The following is a 17,654-nucleotide window of genomic DNA, read 5'->3' on the forward strand; positions in this document are numbered from 1 at the left end:
TGTTTTCTTAAAAAAACTACTTACTTATTTTATAACTTACTCAATAATTGCACTTTTCCATGCATTTCTTTTGTTGCTGTTAGAATTAGATTTCCTTTTTTGCCTTTCTCATAATAGTGCAATTTATCGCCTTCTTCCATTTTTATTGTGGTAGTTGCGTTTTTAGTTAAACTATAACTTCCGCCGCTTCCTGCATTGATCACTTTTACTTCATTATCGGTATCGTTTTTTATTTTGATATCGAATTTTTCAGTGATTGTAATTTCATTATTCAGACTCAAATGGTTTGAATTTGTGTTCATAGACATTAAACTTAACGCTAAGAACAAGATTAGGATTACTTTTTTCATTTTACTTAATAATTAATTTTTGTGTTGAAACTGCATTATTTGAATCTTCGATTTTTACCAAATACATTCCTTTTGATAAATTAGAAACATTCATATCTTTTGTATTAGAAGTCAAAACTTTTTGACCTTGAATCGAATAAATTTCTACCGATTTTACTTCGTTTTCCATTTCAATTGAGAAATTATCTGAAGTTGGATTTGGGTAGATTGTTGCCTTTAGGTTTTGAGATGTGAAATTTTCGGATGCTAAAATATTGTTTGAAAATAAACTTGTAACATCAGCATCTGAAATAGCATAATTATATATTTTAAGGTCATCAACTGTACCATTAAAATAATTTACACCTCCACTTTCGGTTAAACCTAAACTGAATAAATTCCCATTATTTAAAGTGTTAAATGCAATCGTATTTGTACCTAATAAAGCTCCGTTTTTATAAATTTTAGAAACAGTACCATCGTATATAAATACATAATGAATCCAAGTGTTTAGAGCGGTTGTATTAGCTACAAAATGACTACTACCGTTTTGAAAGTGGTATAAATTAGAATTATTGAAGTAAGTTCCATAATAATTTGTAGAATTCCCATAGTTATATATAAAATTGAAACCAAAAGAATTTAGTACTGCCATTTTTATCCATACAGAAACTGTTCTGGCACTATTTCCATAAGGTAATCCTAAAATAGTTGATGTTGTTCCTGTATTGTTAATGTATAATGCACTATTAGGAGTATTGCTTCTGTCGCTAGTAAAAGAAGTTCCCGAATTTGACGTGAAAGGAGAATTGCCTAGAGCATTGTTATAAGTATTATTAAAATTGTATTCAGCAATCATGCCTTGAGTTTGAAAGCTTGATATGGCAGATTGTGTAGTTCCAAAAGAATTTGTTGCCTCAATTTGATAATAATAAGTTGTACCAGAAGTTAATCCAGAAATAACAGTACTAAACGGATTTGTTGCTGTTCCAGAAGCATTTTGACCATTAATTTGACTTGTTAATGCACTTGAAGAAGTTCCGTATTTGATAATTGATGTTGTTGCATTTCCACTTGCGTTTAATGAATAATTTATGGTGGCATTATTTGATGTTGGTGTTGCCGAAACATTGCTTATTGATGGAACTGGTGTGTAAGAATAGGTGGCGTTTTTTACCAACACTATTTCTGCATCAGTCAACGCTCTATTATAAACATATAATTCGTCTAAAATGCCATTCATACATTTTGCAGTATTAATAGTATTTGAATTTGTACCACCTCCAAAAATGAAATTTAAATTAGCAAAATTGAAACCTGAATAGTTTAATAACCAACCATTTACATTTGGGCTACCATTGAGGTAATAACTTACCGATGTACCGTTGTGTACCACTGCATGATGCACCCAAACTCCTGCTAATGTTGCTTGCTGCTGTAGGGTTAAACAACGAAATGTTCCACCATCTGAAAGTCCAAATTCGTATCTGTTTGGATAATAAGTTGGAGCAGAGCAACCAGACGAATTTGTTGCTCTATAATAGTTTGTTTCGCCAATTTCGAATGAACTTGAAAAATTACCAGGAGTTCCAATGGGTCTAAACTCCCACCACGCTATAGTGTATTTTACATTTGTATAAAAAGTATTCGTCATAGTTGTATTCAATAAAACAGCATTTCCGTTAAAGTTTGCACCTTGACCATCTTTACCGGTTGTATAAGTAACATTACTTGAACCAACATCTGTAAAACTATGTGATGCAGAATTACTATTCAAAGTATTTTGGAAGTTATAATAAGCTACCAATCCAGTTGTTGGTGCTTGAGCTAATCCTTTTATTGCGATAAAAGCGATTGTGATAAGAAGTAATATTTTTTTCATATGTAAACAGTTTAAATTCAGTGACAAAAGTCTATAAATGGGCGGATTTATATTTTAACATTTCACGAAACCAAGATTTTCTTTCACGAATTGCAAATTGATTTTCATAAAGCTTTTTTCATAAAACAAAACACCGCCACTTCAAGAGTAAAGTGACGGTTGACCAATAATTTATATTGGTATTAAAAACTAAAAACTATCATTATTAAAATTAAGGTATACAGTGTTGCAAGGGTTATTTCGAGACGGTATTTTTCAATAATTCTCATGTTATTTTACAATTAATTTTTGAGTACTTCTGTTATTGTTTTCATCCTCAATTTGAACTAAATAAATTCCTTTTGATAAATTAGATACATTTACATTTTTGATTGTAGAAGTCAGTACTTTTTGACCTTGTAAAGAATATATCTCGACCGATTTTATATTTGAATCCATTTCAATTGTGAAATTATCTGAAGTTGGATTTGGATATAAATTAAATTTGGGTTTTTGTTCATTATCCGCTAAGCCCAAAGCAGAAGTTGTAAAACTTCCCAATATTCTGTTTCCATTAAGGGTTGGCGAATATCCTCCAACACTATAATAGTAAGTTGTATTTGGTGTTAAGTTCGCAAAGTTATACACAAATGGTGTTGGAGAATTCGTAGTGGTATTAGCAACAATAATGTAAGAAGTAAAAAAGGTAGAACTTAAACCGTAATCTACTCCTATTGAACTTTGAATTCCAAATGTATTCACCTGAAAATCAATTTGTGCAGAAGTCGTAGTAATATTAGTAACAACAGCTTTTGATGTGCTTGGTGGAATTCCGCCTGAGGTAAAAGTTCCAGTAATTGTTATTGCTGCCTGACTTGACGCATTGTACGCATCAATTGCATAGTAATAAAGTGTGTTTGGTATCAAGTTTGTAACGTCTTGAAACGAAGAAACAGGAGTTGTTCCATTGAACGGTCCATTTGGAGGATAGCTTCCAGACATAGTTGGAGTTGTATTGATTTGAACAAATGCATAAGTTGTACTATTTTGTGCATTAACAGAAAAATTTATTCTAGCCGTTGTTGCAGTAATATTTGAAACGGAAACATTTGAAATAATTGGTGCAGAAAATCCTTTTATGCAGAATGTTAAGAATAATGTAAAAAAAGAATAAGTGTAATTTTGTTTTCATGGATTTAGTTTTAAAAGTTATAATGCAAAAATGTTCTTACTTTTTTGATTTGATTTTTAACTTTTGTGAAACAACACTTTTTTTTTATGAAATCTACAATTAATTACATAATGTAAACTGTAGTTAAAATTTTTATAATGAAATGATTTCATCTTTGCTTTCTTTGTTAATTTGCAAAAAAAATAGAATGTCTGCACGTTGGATTATCCTTTTTGTGATTATTGCAATCATTGAAATTTATGCTTTTCAAGCTGTTAAAACTTTTACTAAAGTAAGATGGGTTAAACTTACTTATATTATAATTTCTGTTCTTGCAGTGGCTTTTGTTTTTTATGGTTTTTCTAAATTTGATAGAGGTGTAGGACAAACTCAAATGTTTATGATGACCATTGGAGTTATGTTACTAGTTATTGTTCCAAAATTATTGATAACATTTATCATGCTCCTTGAAGATACTCTTAGATTGATGTTAGGAACTAAGAATTATTTTACAAATTATGGGAATGATACTTTTTTACCTGAAAGAAGAAAGTTTATTAGTCAGGTTGCGCTTGGAATTGCAGCAGTTCCATTTATATCATTGATTTATGGAATGACGATTGGTAAATACAATTATAAAGTATTAAGACAAACGTTATTTTTTGATGATTTACCTGATGCTTTTGACGGTTTTAAAATCACTCAAATATCAGACATACATAGTGGAAGTTTTGACAATCCAGAAAAAATAAGTTATGCAGTTGATTTAATCAATGAGCAAGAATCAGATTTGTTATTGTTTACAGGAGATATTGTGAATACTCATGCCACTGAAATGCATCCATGGATTGATACTTTCAAAAAGATAAAGAATCATGAATTTGGAAAATATTCTGTTCTTGGTAATCACGATTATGGTGAATATGTAGATTGGAAATCGGAGGAAGCGAAGAATAAAAATTTTGAAGACATAAAAGATTTGCACCGACAAATAGATTTCAAATTAATGTTGAATGAAAACACGAAAATCAAAAAAGGGAATGATCAAATTGCATTAGTTGGTGTCGAAAATTGGGGTGTGAAATTCAAGAAAATTGGTGATTTGAACAAGGCATCTGAAAATTTGAATAAAGAAGATTTCAAAATTTTAATGAGTCACGATCCGAGTCATTGGGATGCAGAAGTAAAAGATCATCCTAAAAATTTCCATTTAACGCTTTCTGGACACACACATGGCTTTCAGTTTGGAATAGAAATTCCAGGCATAATTAAATGGAGTCCCGTAGAATATGTTTACAAACAATGGGCTGGTTTATATGAAAATGTTGGTAAATATATTTACGTAAATAGAGGTTTTGGGTTTCATGCTTACCCTGGAAGAGTAGGAATTATGCCTGAAATTACAGTAATTGAACTAAAAAAAGGCAAAAATGTAGTATAATTAGTTAAAAATGCTACATTTGTATTACTAATACTTTCTTTTTTACAAAAGAATATATAAATAACTAGGTTTTATGTCAAAATTTGGCGAACTTATAAATGCTCAAGTTCCTGTGTTAATTGACTTTTACACAGAGTGGAACGAATCATCAGTGTCGATGCATCCTGTAATTAGAGATGTAGCAGCTGCACTTGGCGATAGAGCAAAAGTGATTAAAATTGATGTGGATAAAAACCAAGAATTAGCCGAAGCACTTCGAATAAAAGGTTTACCAACACTTATGATTTATAAAGAAGGTCAAATGGTGTGGAGACAATCAGGTGAATTGGACGCTAATACTATAATTGGTTTAGTTCAAGAACAAGTCTAATCAATTTTTTCACAAACAAATCCTTTTTCTTTTAAGAATTCTAAAGTTCTTGGTAATGCATATTCCAAGTTCGTGAATGCTTTTTTGCTATCGTGAAAAACGATAATACTTCCTGATTTTACATTTTTTAAAACATTTTCTAAACATTTTTCCTTAGAAATTGTATTATCAAAATCATAAGAAATGATGTCCCACATTATTATTTTGTAACCAAATTTTCGAAGAATTTTTGATTGCGATGGTTTTATTTTGCCATAAGGTGGACGGAATAGTTGGCAGTGTTCAATGTTCAGTTTGCAGTGTTCAGTTTCGTATAATTTGACATTTTCAATATAATCATTTGTGGTTGTTTTCCAGCCGTTTAAATGATTGAAAGTGTGATTTCCTATGGAATGTCCTTCGTTGATTACTTTCTGAAAAATTTCCGGATATTTTCTAACGTTATCTCCTATACAGAAGAAGGTTGCTTTGGCATTGAATTCTTTTAATTGATTTAATGTCCATTCTGTGATTTCAGGAGTTGGGCCATCATCAAATGTTAAATAGACTTTATTTTCATTGTTAGGAATATCCCAAACATAGTTTGAGAATAGTTTTTTGATTATCCAATGTGCTTTCACCCAATTCATAATTCAAATGTAAATAAAAAGTGCCGATAAATTAATCTATCGGCACTTTGTTATTTTTTATAAAATCAATTATTCCATATCGCGTTGAAATCTTGGGAATCTATTATTATAACTATTAAATTCATTTCTGTTTTTGTTATAAAATTCAATATCACCATTAGCTTTCATTACTTTTAATAAACTTCTATAACGTTCTATATCGGTAACTATATCTGTAGCCATAAAACTTTGGTCAGAAGAGTTGAAAGTACTATAATATCTCAAATTGTCTTTATATTTTGATGCGAGTTTAGTTATTAAATCTCTTGCTTTTTGTTTTTCACCTGTTTTATAATAACCACCAACAAAAGGCTCAAGCGTTAAATAATAACCATAGTAATCTATAGGCGTCTTAGTAATTGCCAAATCAATAACTTTTTTGGCCTTATCAATTTTACCTTCTTTTATCAATAATTCCATTAATCTAGAAAGATTGGTTCTATAAGAAATACTATTTCTTCTAGTTTCTGGATCATGATAAATTTTAGTGCTTTCTCCATTACCCCATTTCCAATTGGTTGCAAGTTTATACATTTTTTCTGTATCGATTTGCCCCATATCTGGATAGTTTTCTTCAATTACGGGAGTTTTTATCGGCACTAATTTATAAACCATACCATCAAGCTGAAGATAATCTTTCATCCATAGATAATCATCATCTCCAAAACTTCCTGGGCTAAAATAAATAGGTCTTTTCCAATTATTGTTGTTTAAAATGTCAAACATAATTAAACGATTTTTGTATAAAGCACCACCTTTTAAGTCTATATCAATGTAAGGAACAATAGAGTCATTTTGCGCAGGATTGACTACCTTATTTGCGATAACAGCATTTTTATCAATAGGAATTCTAACTTTATTTGTTGGAAAGAAATGAAGTTTGTGTCCACTTTGCATCTCAACAGTAGTTATGGTGTCTTCACTTTTCGCAAAGTTTATAAAATCTTTAAGTAACCATCTGTTTTCAGTTTGCTTATTAAATAGAATAGCGTCTCTGTTGTCTGCAACATATTGCTGATGTTCAAATGAAATTGGTAAACCATCTGCTTTATAGGTTTTAAGCTTCATTTGATCAATATACCAATCGGTCATTAATAAGCTAGTATTTACAATTTTTACATCGGTTCTGTATCCTTCAATCTCTTGAGCATACCATAATGGGAAGGTATCATTATCACCAATTGTAAATAGTATAGCATTTGGATCACAAGAGTCAAGATAATTTTTAGCCATTGCTAAAGCTGTATATTTTCCTGAACGATCATGGTCGTCCCAGTTTTGTGATGCCATTAAAACAGGAGCCGCCAGTAAACTTGTAGCAACTACTATTGGTCCGGCAATTTTTGCAGCTACTTTTTCTTTTATCATTTCATAGATTGCATAAACTCCAAAACCAATCCATATTGCAAATACATAAAATGAGCCAACTAAAGCGTAATCTCTTTCACGAGGTTCAAATGGTCTTTCGTTAAGATAAATTTTTAATGCTAATCCTGTAAATAAGAACAACGCCAATAATACGTAGAAACTTTTTAAATCTCTTTGTGCGTGGTACATCAAACCAATCAAACCTAAAAATAGAGGTATAAAATAGTATAAGTTTCGACCTTTATTATTTTTAATATCTTGAGTTAAATTTTCTTGTGAACCTAAGTGAATTTCATCAATGAATTTTATTCCGCTTAACCAGTTCCCATCCAGATTATCATATCTACCTTGATTGTCGTTTTGTCTTCCAACAAAGTTCCATAACAAATAACGACCGTACATATAACCAAATTGATATTCAATCATAAAACTAAGATTATCAAAAGTTGATGGTTTTTCAATGTCAAGATAGTCACCATATGCTTTTAAGAAAGAAACATAACCATCATTATCAATTTTACCACTTGCATAGGCTTGTCTGAATTCTGCAACAACGTCGGTTAATTCTTTTTCTTCAACATATTCAGATTTTACTTTGAATTTTGGAACTCCAGTAAAGTTCATATATCCTTCAATGTTGTCTGTACTCCACATTCTAGGTAGAATTGCTTTGTGATTGTCATCGGTGTTTTGCTCTGCATTTTTATAATCGTTTACAATCACATATTTTCCAGAAGCTTCGTCTCTTTCATAGTTTGGAGCTTTGTCTAAATATGGATTATTCTCATCCAAACCAGCAAAGGCATCAGTATATTGTGGACCATAAAATAATGGATTAATTCCGTATTGTTCACGATTGTAATAGGCCAATACTTCGGCAGCATCTGATGGTTTGTTTTCGTTTATTGGTGTGTTTGCATTAGCTCTAATAGGCAACATCATCCAAGTTGAAAATCCTATTAATACAAATAGAATACAAAGTAAAACAGTGTTGTATGTTGGATGTTCTTTTTTTCTAGTGTATCTCAATCCAAAATAAAAGAAAGCTACAATTAGAAGTACAGCAAAAATAGTTCCTGAGTTAAAAGGTAACCCAAGGTTGTTTACCATGAAAATTTCAGTTTTACCAAAGAAAGCTAATGTGTAAGGCAAAAGAAGTTTAAAAATAAAAAGTAATACTGCTATAATAATTATATTGGCTAGAATGAAATTTGTAACAGTTACTTTTTTGTAGTTTTTAAAGAAGTATAAAAAACCAATTGAAGGAATGGTTAATAAAGCCATAAAGTGAACACCAAATGATAAACCAACTACTAAACTTATTAGTAATAACCATCTGTTTCCTTTTGGCTCGTGCATTTCTTGTTCCCATCTCAAGCCAAGCCAAAAGAGTAGTGCAATAAGTAATGTTGCCATTGCATAAACTTCTGCTTCAACAGCATTAAACCAAAAACTATCTGAAAAAGTGAATGCTAATGCTCCAACAAATGAACTTCCTAAAATAACTTTGATATTATTATTGTCTATTTCTGTGTATGACGAAATGATTTTCTTTAACAAAATGGTAGAAGACCAAAACATAAAAAGAATGGTGAAAGCACTAGAAAACACAGACATCATGTTAACCATAAAAGCTACTTTGTCGCTACTAGTTGCAAACATTGCAAAGAAAGCTCCAAGCATTTGAAATAATGGTGCGCCTGGTGGATGTCCTACCTCAAGTTTAGCAGCTGTTGCAATATATTCTCCACAATCCCAGAAACTCATTGTGGGCTCTACTGTTAATGTATAGGTTATCAGTGCAATTGAAAAAGCAGCCCAACCTAAAATGTTATTCCACTTTTTGAAATCAAATGTTGTCATATATAATTATGATGTTAATTCAGATGCAAAGAAACTATTTTTTTATCGAAACCACATAAATTGCAGTTGATAAAATTTTCTTAATTACTTGCTGCTAAAAGTTTTTTATTAATTATTCTTTAATTTTAAATTCTAATCCAATAAATCTTGTGCTTTCAATTGAAATATTTTTGTCTTCTTGAAAGTACTTTCTAATTTTAGTTATAAAAACATCCATACTTCTTCCTGAAAAGTAATCGTCATTTTTCCAAATATTTTTTAAGATAGCCTCTCTTTTAATTAATTGGTTTTTATTTTGATAAAGATATTCAATTAGTAGTGCTTCTTTTTCAGTTAGTTGTTGTGTACTATTATCTTTTTTTAAACATAACCTTTTGGTGTCAAAAATGTACTTGCCTATTGAAATTTCTTGAACTGTTTGTGTCTTAAAATTGAGTTCACTTCTTTTTAAAATGTTATTTAATCTTAAAATTAATTCTTCAACTTCAAAAGGCTTGACGATATAATCATCTGCTCCTAGTTGTAATCCTTTTATTCTATCTTCTTTCAATTGTTTTGCAGTGAGAAAAACGAAAGGTGTTTCAGGATTTATTTTTATTAATTCTTCGGCTAGTACAAAACCATCCATTTTTGGCATCATAACGTCTAGAATACAAATGTCAAAACTATTTCTTTTAAAAATTTCTAATGCTTTAACTCCGTTTTCTGCCCAAACAACATCAAAATCATGAAGCTGTAAGTACTGAATTAATACATTTGAAAAATCAAAATCATCTTCGGCTAAAAGTATTTTTTTCATAACACTAAGATGGAATTGATAAAATGAATTGCGTTCCTTTTCCTAATTCGCTCACCAAATTAATAGTTCCTTTGTGTGCTTTAATAATTTGGTCTACATAATACAGTCCAAGTCCTAAACCTTTTGTGTTATGAAGGTTTCCTTGTTCAACTCTATAGAATTTGTCAAAAAGTAACGATTGTTTGTTTTTTGCAATTCCTATTCCGTCATCTTCAATACAAATTTTGAATTCATTATTTTGCAAATTTGTAGTTACGAAAATGGTTTTGGCGCCATATTTAACAGCATTGTCTAAAACATTAATTATTGCAGTTGTGAGATGAAATCTGTCTAAAGTTAATTGTGTTTCTGAATTAAAATTTGTTTTAATATCAATTGTAGGATTAGCCATTTTGAAATCATTTACTATGGTTTCCAAGAAAGCATTAATTTTTGTTTTTTCTTTTTGCAATTCAATTTCTTCAAAGCCTAAAGAGTTACTCATTACCTGATCTATCAAACTTTGTAAACGCTCATTTTGACGATTTATAGTTTGAATCAATTGGTTGTAAACTAAATCATTTTCTTTTACTTCTTTACGCTCCAATATTTTTGTAGAAACCGATAAAGTTGTAAGTGGTGTTTTTAGTTCGTGAGTGATGTTGTTTATAAAGTCTGTTTTAATATCACTAATTTTCTTTTGTTTTATTAATGATTTTAGAGTTACTACAAATATCGAGATTAATGTAATAATTGAGGCAATTGCAAAAAACAGCAATAAAGACATTCTTTTAAGAATAATTAATTCCCAGTTTTTTACAGAAACATATAAGCTATCCTCAGTAAGCAATTTATAATTTGATTTTGATGTATTTGAACTCGTGGTTCCAACGTAGTTTCTAACTAAAAAAGCGTCTTCAAGCGAAGCTAAATTGCCATACATTTTGTTTTCAATAAAAGGTTTTGAAGCAAATAAGGTGTCTGCTTTTTTAGTGTTGTTATAGATTACAAATTTGTTTAAGATTATTGCAAAATCGATTTCGTTATCCGGAAACTCTTTTTCAAATTTCTTTTGTAGTTTATCAGTTAATTGTTTTCTAAAATGATTCTCTATGAATTGTTTTTTTACCTGGCTTCGATAATTTCTATCGATTAGATAGTTTTCTGCGAGCTCTTTGTATATAAAATCTTTATTATTGAATAATGTACTGTCTATGTCGCTATAATCATTCGTGATTTCAGCAAGTTTTTCTTTTACTTCAAGACGAAATTGCGCTACTTTATAGTTATAAGTAGTTTTTACCAAATAATATTGCATAACGCAAAGCGCTATTAGAACTAATCCTGATAAAAGAGTTAATATGTTTATTTTTTGCTTCATAATAAATTCAGATTCAAAAATAGCACGATTTATTGTAAAAATCATTTTTTATTCTTCCTTTAACCTACGATTAACTTTCAAAGACATTGTATAGAGGAAATGATATTTTTGTAATGCGAATAAAATTAGCACATTAGGTTTTGGATTAAATTCATTTTTCAAAATTTTAAATAAAAGTTGAATAAATGTTTGCTTAAAATAAAATTTGTATTAAATTTGCACCCGCATTCAAGCACTTATTGGTCTATGGTGTAATGGTAACACAACTGTTTTTGGTGCAGTCTTTCAAGGTTCGAGTCCTTGTAGACCAACAAAAAATCCCAACAGAAATGTTGGGATTTTTTATTTTAATAAGTATAAAAAAACCATCAATTAATTGATGGTTTTTTATTTTTATATAGTATTGTATTATATCTTAAATGTTATAACAGGTCTTGTTGCGTGATTAACTAAGTCTTCACTAATACTTCCATTAAAGAAGTGAGAAAGACCTTTTCTTCCGTGTGTACTCATTCCTATTAAATCAGCATTAATGCTATTTGAAAAGTTTAATATTCCTTTTTCAACATTAGTTTCATTGTAAACGTGTGTCTCAACTTTTTGAACATTGAAGTTAGAAAGGAATCTTTTCATTGTTTCTTCAGATGTAGAAGTTGATTTAAAATTGTTAGGTGTATTAACCATAACTAAATGTAATGTTGAATCAAATTTGTTTGCAAAGTCAACTACTTTTTCAAATGGTTTTTTTACTTCGTCACTGAAGTCTGATGCAAAAACAAAATTATTAACTGTAAAATCGTTTTCTTCTTTTTTGATAATTAGAACAGGAACATCAGAATTACGAACTACTTTTTCAGCATTTGAACCTATAAACATTTCTTTATAGCCACTTGCACCATGCGAACCCATTACAATTAAATCTACATTGTTTAGTTGACTAATTTTTAAGATACCATCAAAAGCCAATTCAAATTGCACGATTTCAGAAACTTTTAAACCATCAAGATAATCTTCATCCATAAGGTCTTCTAATTTTTTTATAGCGGCATTTTTGAAAAACATGATTTCTGGTATAGCTGCACCAGATCCAATAGCATCACTTGCTTGATTTGGAAATTCTAACATGTGCAATAAAATAATTTCGCCATTATTTTTTTTAGCAATTTGAGCAGCAACTTTTAAAGCATATTCAGCATTTTGAGAAAAGTCTGTAGGGATTAGGATTTTTTTCATGATTGTGTATAAATGATGTATTTTTTAAGTTTGTCTATTAATAGAGTATAAAGGTATAAAAAAAATATAAAAAGCAATGAAATTAATATAAAAAAAAATTTCTATATTTGCACCATTATTAAACAGAAATGAATAATGAGGGAAGCACTGCTTCCCTCTTTTTATAAGATTATGACATTTAGAGAACAAGTTACAAAACTTTTAGAAGAAGGTTTGTCTGAAAAACCAGAAATGTTTTTGATAGACTTATCAATTTCAGATAATTACAAAATTATTGTAACTTTGGATGGTGATAATGGTGTTAATCTTCAAGATTGTATAGATGTAAGTAGAATTATTGAAAATAATCTAGATAGAGAAGAGCATGATTTTGAGCTTGAAGTAGCGTCTGTTGGTGTTGGTTCGCCATTAAAATTAAAAAGACAATACATAAAGAATATAGGGAGGACTTTAAAGGTTAAAACCGGAAAAGAAGCTATTGAGGCAGAATTGATTGATGCAGATGAGCAAAAAATAGTTTTATCTTGGATGACTAGAGAACCAAAAAAAATAGGAAAAGGTAAGGAAACAGTTCAAAAAAAATTAGAATTACCTTACTCAGAAATAATAGAAGCAGTTGTTACAATAAATTTTAATTAAATAGAATAATGGAAAATATTGCATTAATCGAATCATTCTCAGAGTTTAAAGATGATAAACTTATTGATCGAGTAACGCTTATGGCGATTTTGGAAGATGTTTTTAGAAATGCTTTAAAAAAGAAGTATGGTTCTGATGACAATTTTGATATTATCATAAATCCTGATAAAGGAGATATGGAAATCTGGAGAAGAAGAATTGTTGTTGCCGATGATGATTTAGATTTAGAAAATGAAGAAATTACACTTACAGAAGCTAGAAGAATAGAACCTGATTTTGAAATTGGAGAAGAAGTTTCTGAAGAAGTTAAATTAATAGATTTAGGAAGAAGAGCTATTTTAGCTTTACGCCAAAATTTAATTTCAAAAATTCACGAACACGATAATACTAACTTGTACAAACAATTTAAAGATATTATTGGTGAAATTTATACAGCAGAAGTACATCATGTACGTCCTAGAGTTGTAATTTTGGTTGATGATGAAGGAAACGAAATTGTATTACCAAAAGAAAAACAAATTCCTTCTGACTTTTTCCGTAAAGGAGATAATGTTAAAGGAATTATTGAAAGCGTTGAATTAAAAGGAAATAAACCTCAAATCATTATGTCTAGAACTTCTGAGAAGTTTTTAGAAAAATTATTTGAACAAGAAATTCCAGAAGTTTTCGATGGTTTAATTATGATTAAAAAAGTCGTAAGAATTCCAGGTGAAAAAGCAAAAGTAGCTGTTGATTCTTATGATGATAGAATTGATCCTGTTGGAGCTTGTGTTGGTATGAAAGGGTCTCGTATTCATGGTATCGTTCGTGAATTAGGTAACGAAAATATTGACGTAATAAACTATACAACTAATGCTTCTCTGTTAATTACAAGAGCATTAAGTCCTGCAAAAGTTTCTTCTGTGAAAATTGATGAAGAAACAAAACATGCTGAAGTGTTTTTGAAATTAGAAGAAGTTTCTAAAGCAATTGGTCGTGGAGGACAAAACATTAAATTAGCAGGTCAATTATCTGGATACGAATTAGATGTTATCAGAGAAGGAAGTACAGCAGAAGATGATGATGTTGAATTAACAGAATTCTCAGACGAAATTGACGGTTGGATTATTGATGAATTTGCAAAAATTGGTTTGGATACAGCAAAGAGTATTTTAAAACAAGATGTTGCCGATTTAGCAAGAAGAACTGATTTAGAAGAAGAAACAATACAAGAAGTAATGCGCATATTGAAAGAGGAGTTTGAAGACTAATTTTTCACCCCAATAAAAAAAAGAAATTATAAAAGATTTTATGTCTGAAGAAAGAAATATTAGAATAAACAAAGTTTTAAGGGAATTAAACATTTCGTTAGAAAGAGCTGTCGATTATCTTAAGGATAAAGGAATTGCTATTGATGCAAACCCAAATGCTAAGATTTCCGATAAAGAATTTGATATTCTACAAAATCAATTTGCCGGAGACAAAGGCAATAAGGAAGCGTCCAAAGGTGTTAGCGAAGAAATTAAGAAAGAAAAAGAAGCACTTCGTCTTGAAAGAGAGAAAGAAATTGAAGATAAGAAAAAAATAGAAGAAGAGCGTCAACGTCTTGAAGTTATTAAAGCTAAAGCTGTCGTTTCTGGGCCAAAACAAGTAGGTAAAATTGATTTAGAACCTAAAGCGGTTCCGGCTAATAAACCTGAAAGTATAAAATCAGAAGCAAAAGTTGAAGAAAAACCTGCTCCTATAAAAGAGAAACTTGTTCAATCTAAAGAAAAACCTACAGTAGCTGAGGAAAAGCCTAGTCAAAAAGAGGTTGTTGTTGAAGCAAAAGTTGAAGAAGTAAAAGTTGATAAAGTACCTGATAGTCTGCCTGTTGAGGATGAAACACATACTACACAGTATCAAAACCTTTCAGGACCAACTTTAACAGGTCAAAAAATTGATTTATCTCAATTTAATAAACCTAAAAAGACTACACCGCCAAAAATCAATAGTGCTAATAAGGTTGATCCAAACAAGAATAAGAGAAAAAGAATTCCGCCAAAACCAGGTGAAGCTCGTCCAGGGAATGCTGGAGGAAATACTGCTGGAGGTCAAAATAAACCAGGAGGTACAGGTGGTAATAAATTTGTTGCTAATAAACCAGGTGGTGGAGGTTTCCAAAAAGGAAATAGACCAGCAATAGTTCAAAAAGTTGAGCCTACAGAAGAGGAAGTTAAAAACCAAATCAAAGAAACTCTTGAAAGACTTCAAGGGAAAGGTTCAAAATCTAAAGCTGCAAAATATAGAAGAGATAAAAGAGATACGCACCGTCAGCGTTCTGATGATGAACAAAGAGCATTAGACGAAGGAAGCAAAACTATTAAAGTTACAGAATTTGTTACTGTTGGTGAGGTTGCTACTATGATGGATGTGCCTATTACTAAAGTAATTGGTACTTGTATGTCTTTAGGAATTATGGTAACAATGAATCAGCGTTTAGATGCTGAAACATTAACTATTGTTGCTGATGAGTTTGGTTACGAAGTTGAATTTATTACAACTGATCTTGAGGAAGCAATAGAAATTGTTGAAGATAGAGAAGAAGATTTAGTAACAAGAGCACCTATAGTTACTGTAATGGGTCACGTTGACCACGGTAAAACCTCTTTGTTAGATAATATCCGTAAAGAAAATGTAATCGCTGGAGAATCAGGAGGAATTACACAACATATTGGAGCTTATGCTGTTCAATTAGATAACGGACAAAAAATAACTTTCCTTGATACTCCTGGTCACGAAGCGTTTACCGCTATGCGTGCTCGTGGAGCTCAAGTAACCGATATTGCAATTATCGTAATCGCTGCCGATGATGACATCATGCCTCAAACTAAAGAGGCAATCAGTCACGCACAAGCAGCTGGTGTTCCAATGATATTTGCTATTAACAAAGTGGATAAGCCACATGCTAATCCTGAAAAAATCAAGGAAAAATTAGCAGCAATGAATTTACTTGTTGAAGATTGGGGTGGAAAATACCAATCGCATGACATTTCTGCTAAAATGGGAATGGGAGTAAAAGAACTTTTAGAAAAAGTACTTCTAGAAGCAGAAATATTAGATTTAAAAGCAAATCCAAATAAACCTGCTGTTGGAACTGTTGTTGAAGCACAATTAGATAAAGGTAGAGGATATGTTTCTACTATTTTAGTACAATCTGGAACTTTAAGAGTTGGAGATTATGTATTGGCTGGTAAAAATCATGGTAAGGTTAAGGCAATGTATGATGAAAGAGGAAATAGCGTAAAAGAAGCTGGTCCTTCAACTCCAATGTCTATTTTAGGTTTGGATGGTGCGCCAACTGCTGGAGATAAATTCAATGTTTTTGAAGACGAAAGAGAGGCGAAACAAATTGCTGTTAAGCGTACACAATTAATGCGTGAACAATCAGTTAGAACGCAACGTCATATTACGCTTGCAGAAATTGGTCGTCGTATTGCGCTTGGACAATTTAAAGAATTGAACATTATCCTTAAAGGAGATGTTGATGGATCAGTTGAAGCATTATCGAATTCATTCTCTAAATTATCTACTGAAGAAATTCAAATTAATATTATTCATAAAGGTGTTGGAGCAATTACTGAAACTGACGTTATGTTGGCTTCTGCTTCTGATGCTATCATTATTGGATTTAATGTTCGTCCTGCAGGAAATGCACGTCAACTTGCAGATAAAGAAGAAATCGACATCAGAAATTACTCAATTATCTATGATGCAATTGATGACTTGAAAGATGCGATGGAAGGAATGTTGTCTCCAGAAATGAAAGAAGAAATTACTGGAACTGCTGAAATCCGTGAAACATTCAAAATCTCTAAGGTTGGAACAATTGCTGGATGTATGGTTACAGATGGTAAAATCTTTAGGAATTCTAGAATACGAATTATTCGTGAGGGTGTTGTAATATTTACAGGAGAACTTACAGCTTTAAAACGTTTTAAAGACGATGTAAAAGAAGTTTCTAAAGGATACGATTGTGGTATTCAAATTAAAAACTACAACGAAATAGAGCAACTAGACATAATCGAAGCGTTCCAAGAAGTAGAGGTTAAGAAAAAACTTAAATAATTATAATTTTATAGAATAAAAAAAATCCCGAGAAATCGGGATTTTTTGTTTATTGTTTTGAAGGCTTTATTAGAATTGCGGAAGGATATTTTTTCTTTAATAAATTTAAGTTTCTTTCAGCTTCAATTCTTGTTTTAAAATTACCAACCCATACTTTATATAAAGGTGTGCTAAATATAATCGTTGCATCATAGTTTTTGTTCTCTTTTTTAAATTGTATTAGAGTTTTCTTAGAGGCATCGCTTGTACCATTAAATATTTGTATTTTATATCTGTTATTTATTGTTATTGAAGAGTTTAGCTTTCTTTTTTCGTTTAATAATTGTTCAAATTTTGGGTCTTGATTCACATTCGTATTCTGTGCTTTTATGGTGTTAAAATTGAAAAATAAAAAAATAAATAGTAAGTGTTTTAAAGTTCTTTTTTCTGTTAAATATTTCATAATGGTTTGATTTTAATGCAAATG

Annotated in this window: 14 protein-coding genes and 1 tRNA gene; 6 read left to right on the forward strand and 9 right to left on the reverse strand. The window is 30.5% G+C overall.

The features are described 5' to 3' along the window. Nucleotides 1–29 precede the first annotated feature (29 nt). The 3 genes from ACIQ06_RS00690 to ACIQ06_RS00700 all read right to left on the reverse strand — a co-directional run bounded on the left by ACIQ06_RS00690 (nucleotide 30) and on the right by ACIQ06_RS00700 (nucleotide 3,192). Nucleotides 30–350 (reverse strand): hypothetical protein, encoded by a 321-nt coding sequence (locus tag ACIQ06_RS00690; RefSeq protein ID WP_396142977.1) that lies wholly within the window; start codon nucleotides 348–350, stop codon nucleotides 30–32. Nucleotide 351: 1 nt separating this feature from the next. Then, nucleotides 352–2,211, reverse strand: coding sequence for a LamG-like jellyroll fold domain-containing protein (locus ACIQ06_RS00695; RefSeq protein ID WP_396142981.1), 1,860 nt, complete (start codon nucleotides 2,209–2,211; stop codon nucleotides 352–354). A gap of 270 nt (nucleotides 2,212–2,481) precedes the next feature. Continuing rightward, the gene (locus ACIQ06_RS00700) at nucleotides 2,482–3,192 is read right to left on the reverse strand and encodes a T9SS type A sorting domain-containing protein (protein WP_396142983.1); all 711 of its coding nucleotides are present in this window, start codon (nucleotides 3,190–3,192) and stop codon (nucleotides 2,482–2,484) included. Nucleotides 3,193–3,569: 377 nt separating this feature from the next. Between ACIQ06_RS00700 and ACIQ06_RS00705 the strand changes: the two genes are divergently transcribed. Beyond that, nucleotides 3,570–4,802: a metallophosphoesterase gene (locus ACIQ06_RS00705; protein ID WP_396142985.1), complete on the forward strand. Its 1,233-nt coding sequence runs from the start codon at nucleotides 3,570–3,572 to the stop codon at nucleotides 4,800–4,802. Nucleotides 4,803–4,875: 73 nt separating this feature from the next. Then, nucleotides 4,876–5,172 carry a co-chaperone YbbN gene (locus tag ACIQ06_RS00710; protein ID WP_298116634.1) on the forward strand — a complete coding sequence of 99 codons (297 nt, stop codon included), beginning with the start codon at nucleotides 4,876–4,878 and terminating at the stop codon, nucleotides 5,170–5,172. Here ACIQ06_RS00710 and ACIQ06_RS00715 read toward each other — a convergent pair. The 4 genes from ACIQ06_RS00715 to ACIQ06_RS00730 form a co-directional block, all read right to left on the reverse strand. After that, nucleotides 5,169–5,801 (reverse strand): polysaccharide deacetylase family protein, encoded by a 633-nt coding sequence (locus ACIQ06_RS00715; protein ID WP_396142989.1) that lies wholly within the window; start codon nucleotides 5,799–5,801, stop codon nucleotides 5,169–5,171. The two genes, ACIQ06_RS00710 and ACIQ06_RS00715, sit on opposite strands and share 4 nt — an antisense overlap. 69 nt (nucleotides 5,802–5,870) lie before the next feature. Next, nucleotides 5,871–9,071 (reverse strand): DUF2723 domain-containing protein, encoded by a 3,201-nt coding sequence (locus tag ACIQ06_RS00720; RefSeq protein ID WP_396142993.1) that lies wholly within the window; start codon nucleotides 9,069–9,071, stop codon nucleotides 5,871–5,873. A 112-nt stretch (nucleotides 9,072–9,183) separates the two neighbouring features. Further along, a complete protein-coding gene (locus tag ACIQ06_RS00725) occupies nucleotides 9,184–9,870 on the reverse strand; it encodes a response regulator transcription factor (protein ID WP_396142995.1) in 687 nt (228 codons plus the stop codon). A gap of 4 nt (nucleotides 9,871–9,874) precedes the next feature. After that, nucleotides 9,875–11,275, reverse strand: a complete 1,401-nt coding sequence (locus ACIQ06_RS00730) for a sensor histidine kinase (protein WP_396142997.1) — start codon at nucleotides 11,273–11,275, stop codon at nucleotides 9,875–9,877. Nucleotides 11,276–11,470: 195 nt separating this feature from the next. Between ACIQ06_RS00730 and ACIQ06_RS00735 the strand changes: the two genes are divergently transcribed. Next, nucleotides 11,471–11,541 (forward strand) — tRNA-Gln (locus ACIQ06_RS00735). 97 nt (nucleotides 11,542–11,638) lie between these two features. Here the strand turns inward: ACIQ06_RS00735 and ACIQ06_RS00740 are convergent. Beyond that, on the reverse strand, nucleotides 11,639–12,463 hold the full coding sequence (locus ACIQ06_RS00740; RefSeq protein ID WP_396142999.1) for a universal stress protein: 825 nt from the start codon (nucleotides 12,461–12,463) through the stop codon (nucleotides 11,639–11,641). Nucleotides 12,464–12,634: 171 nt separating this feature from the next. Between ACIQ06_RS00740 and rimP the strand changes: the two genes are divergently transcribed. The 3 genes from rimP to infB are packed head-to-tail and all read left to right on the forward strand — an operon-like array spanning nucleotide 12,635 to nucleotide 17,188. Continuing rightward, nucleotides 12,635–13,102: a ribosome assembly cofactor RimP gene (gene rimP / locus ACIQ06_RS00745; protein ID WP_396143153.1), complete on the forward strand. Its 468-nt coding sequence runs from the start codon at nucleotides 12,635–12,637 to the stop codon at nucleotides 13,100–13,102. Nucleotides 13,103–13,110: 8 nt separating this feature from the next. After that, nucleotides 13,111–14,352, forward strand: coding sequence for a transcription termination factor NusA (gene nusA / locus ACIQ06_RS00750; RefSeq protein ID WP_344815561.1), 1,242 nt, complete (start codon nucleotides 13,111–13,113; stop codon nucleotides 14,350–14,352). Between the two features lie 40 nt (nucleotides 14,353–14,392). Then, nucleotides 14,393–17,188 (forward strand): translation initiation factor IF-2, encoded by a 2,796-nt coding sequence (gene infB, locus ACIQ06_RS00755; protein WP_396143001.1) that lies wholly within the window; start codon nucleotides 14,393–14,395, stop codon nucleotides 17,186–17,188. A gap of 49 nt (nucleotides 17,189–17,237) precedes the next feature. Here infB and ACIQ06_RS00760 read toward each other — a convergent pair whose 3' ends face one another. Further along, nucleotides 17,238–17,630 carry an SPOR domain-containing protein gene (locus ACIQ06_RS00760; RefSeq protein WP_396143004.1) on the reverse strand — a complete coding sequence of 131 codons (393 nt, stop codon included), beginning with the start codon at nucleotides 17,628–17,630 and terminating at the stop codon, nucleotides 17,238–17,240. Nucleotides 17,631–17,654: the final 24 nt, after the last annotated feature.

This window comes from Flavobacterium sp. (assembly GCF_044341265.1).
Lineage (GTDB): Bacteria > Bacteroidota > Bacteroidia > Flavobacteriales > Flavobacteriaceae > Flavobacterium.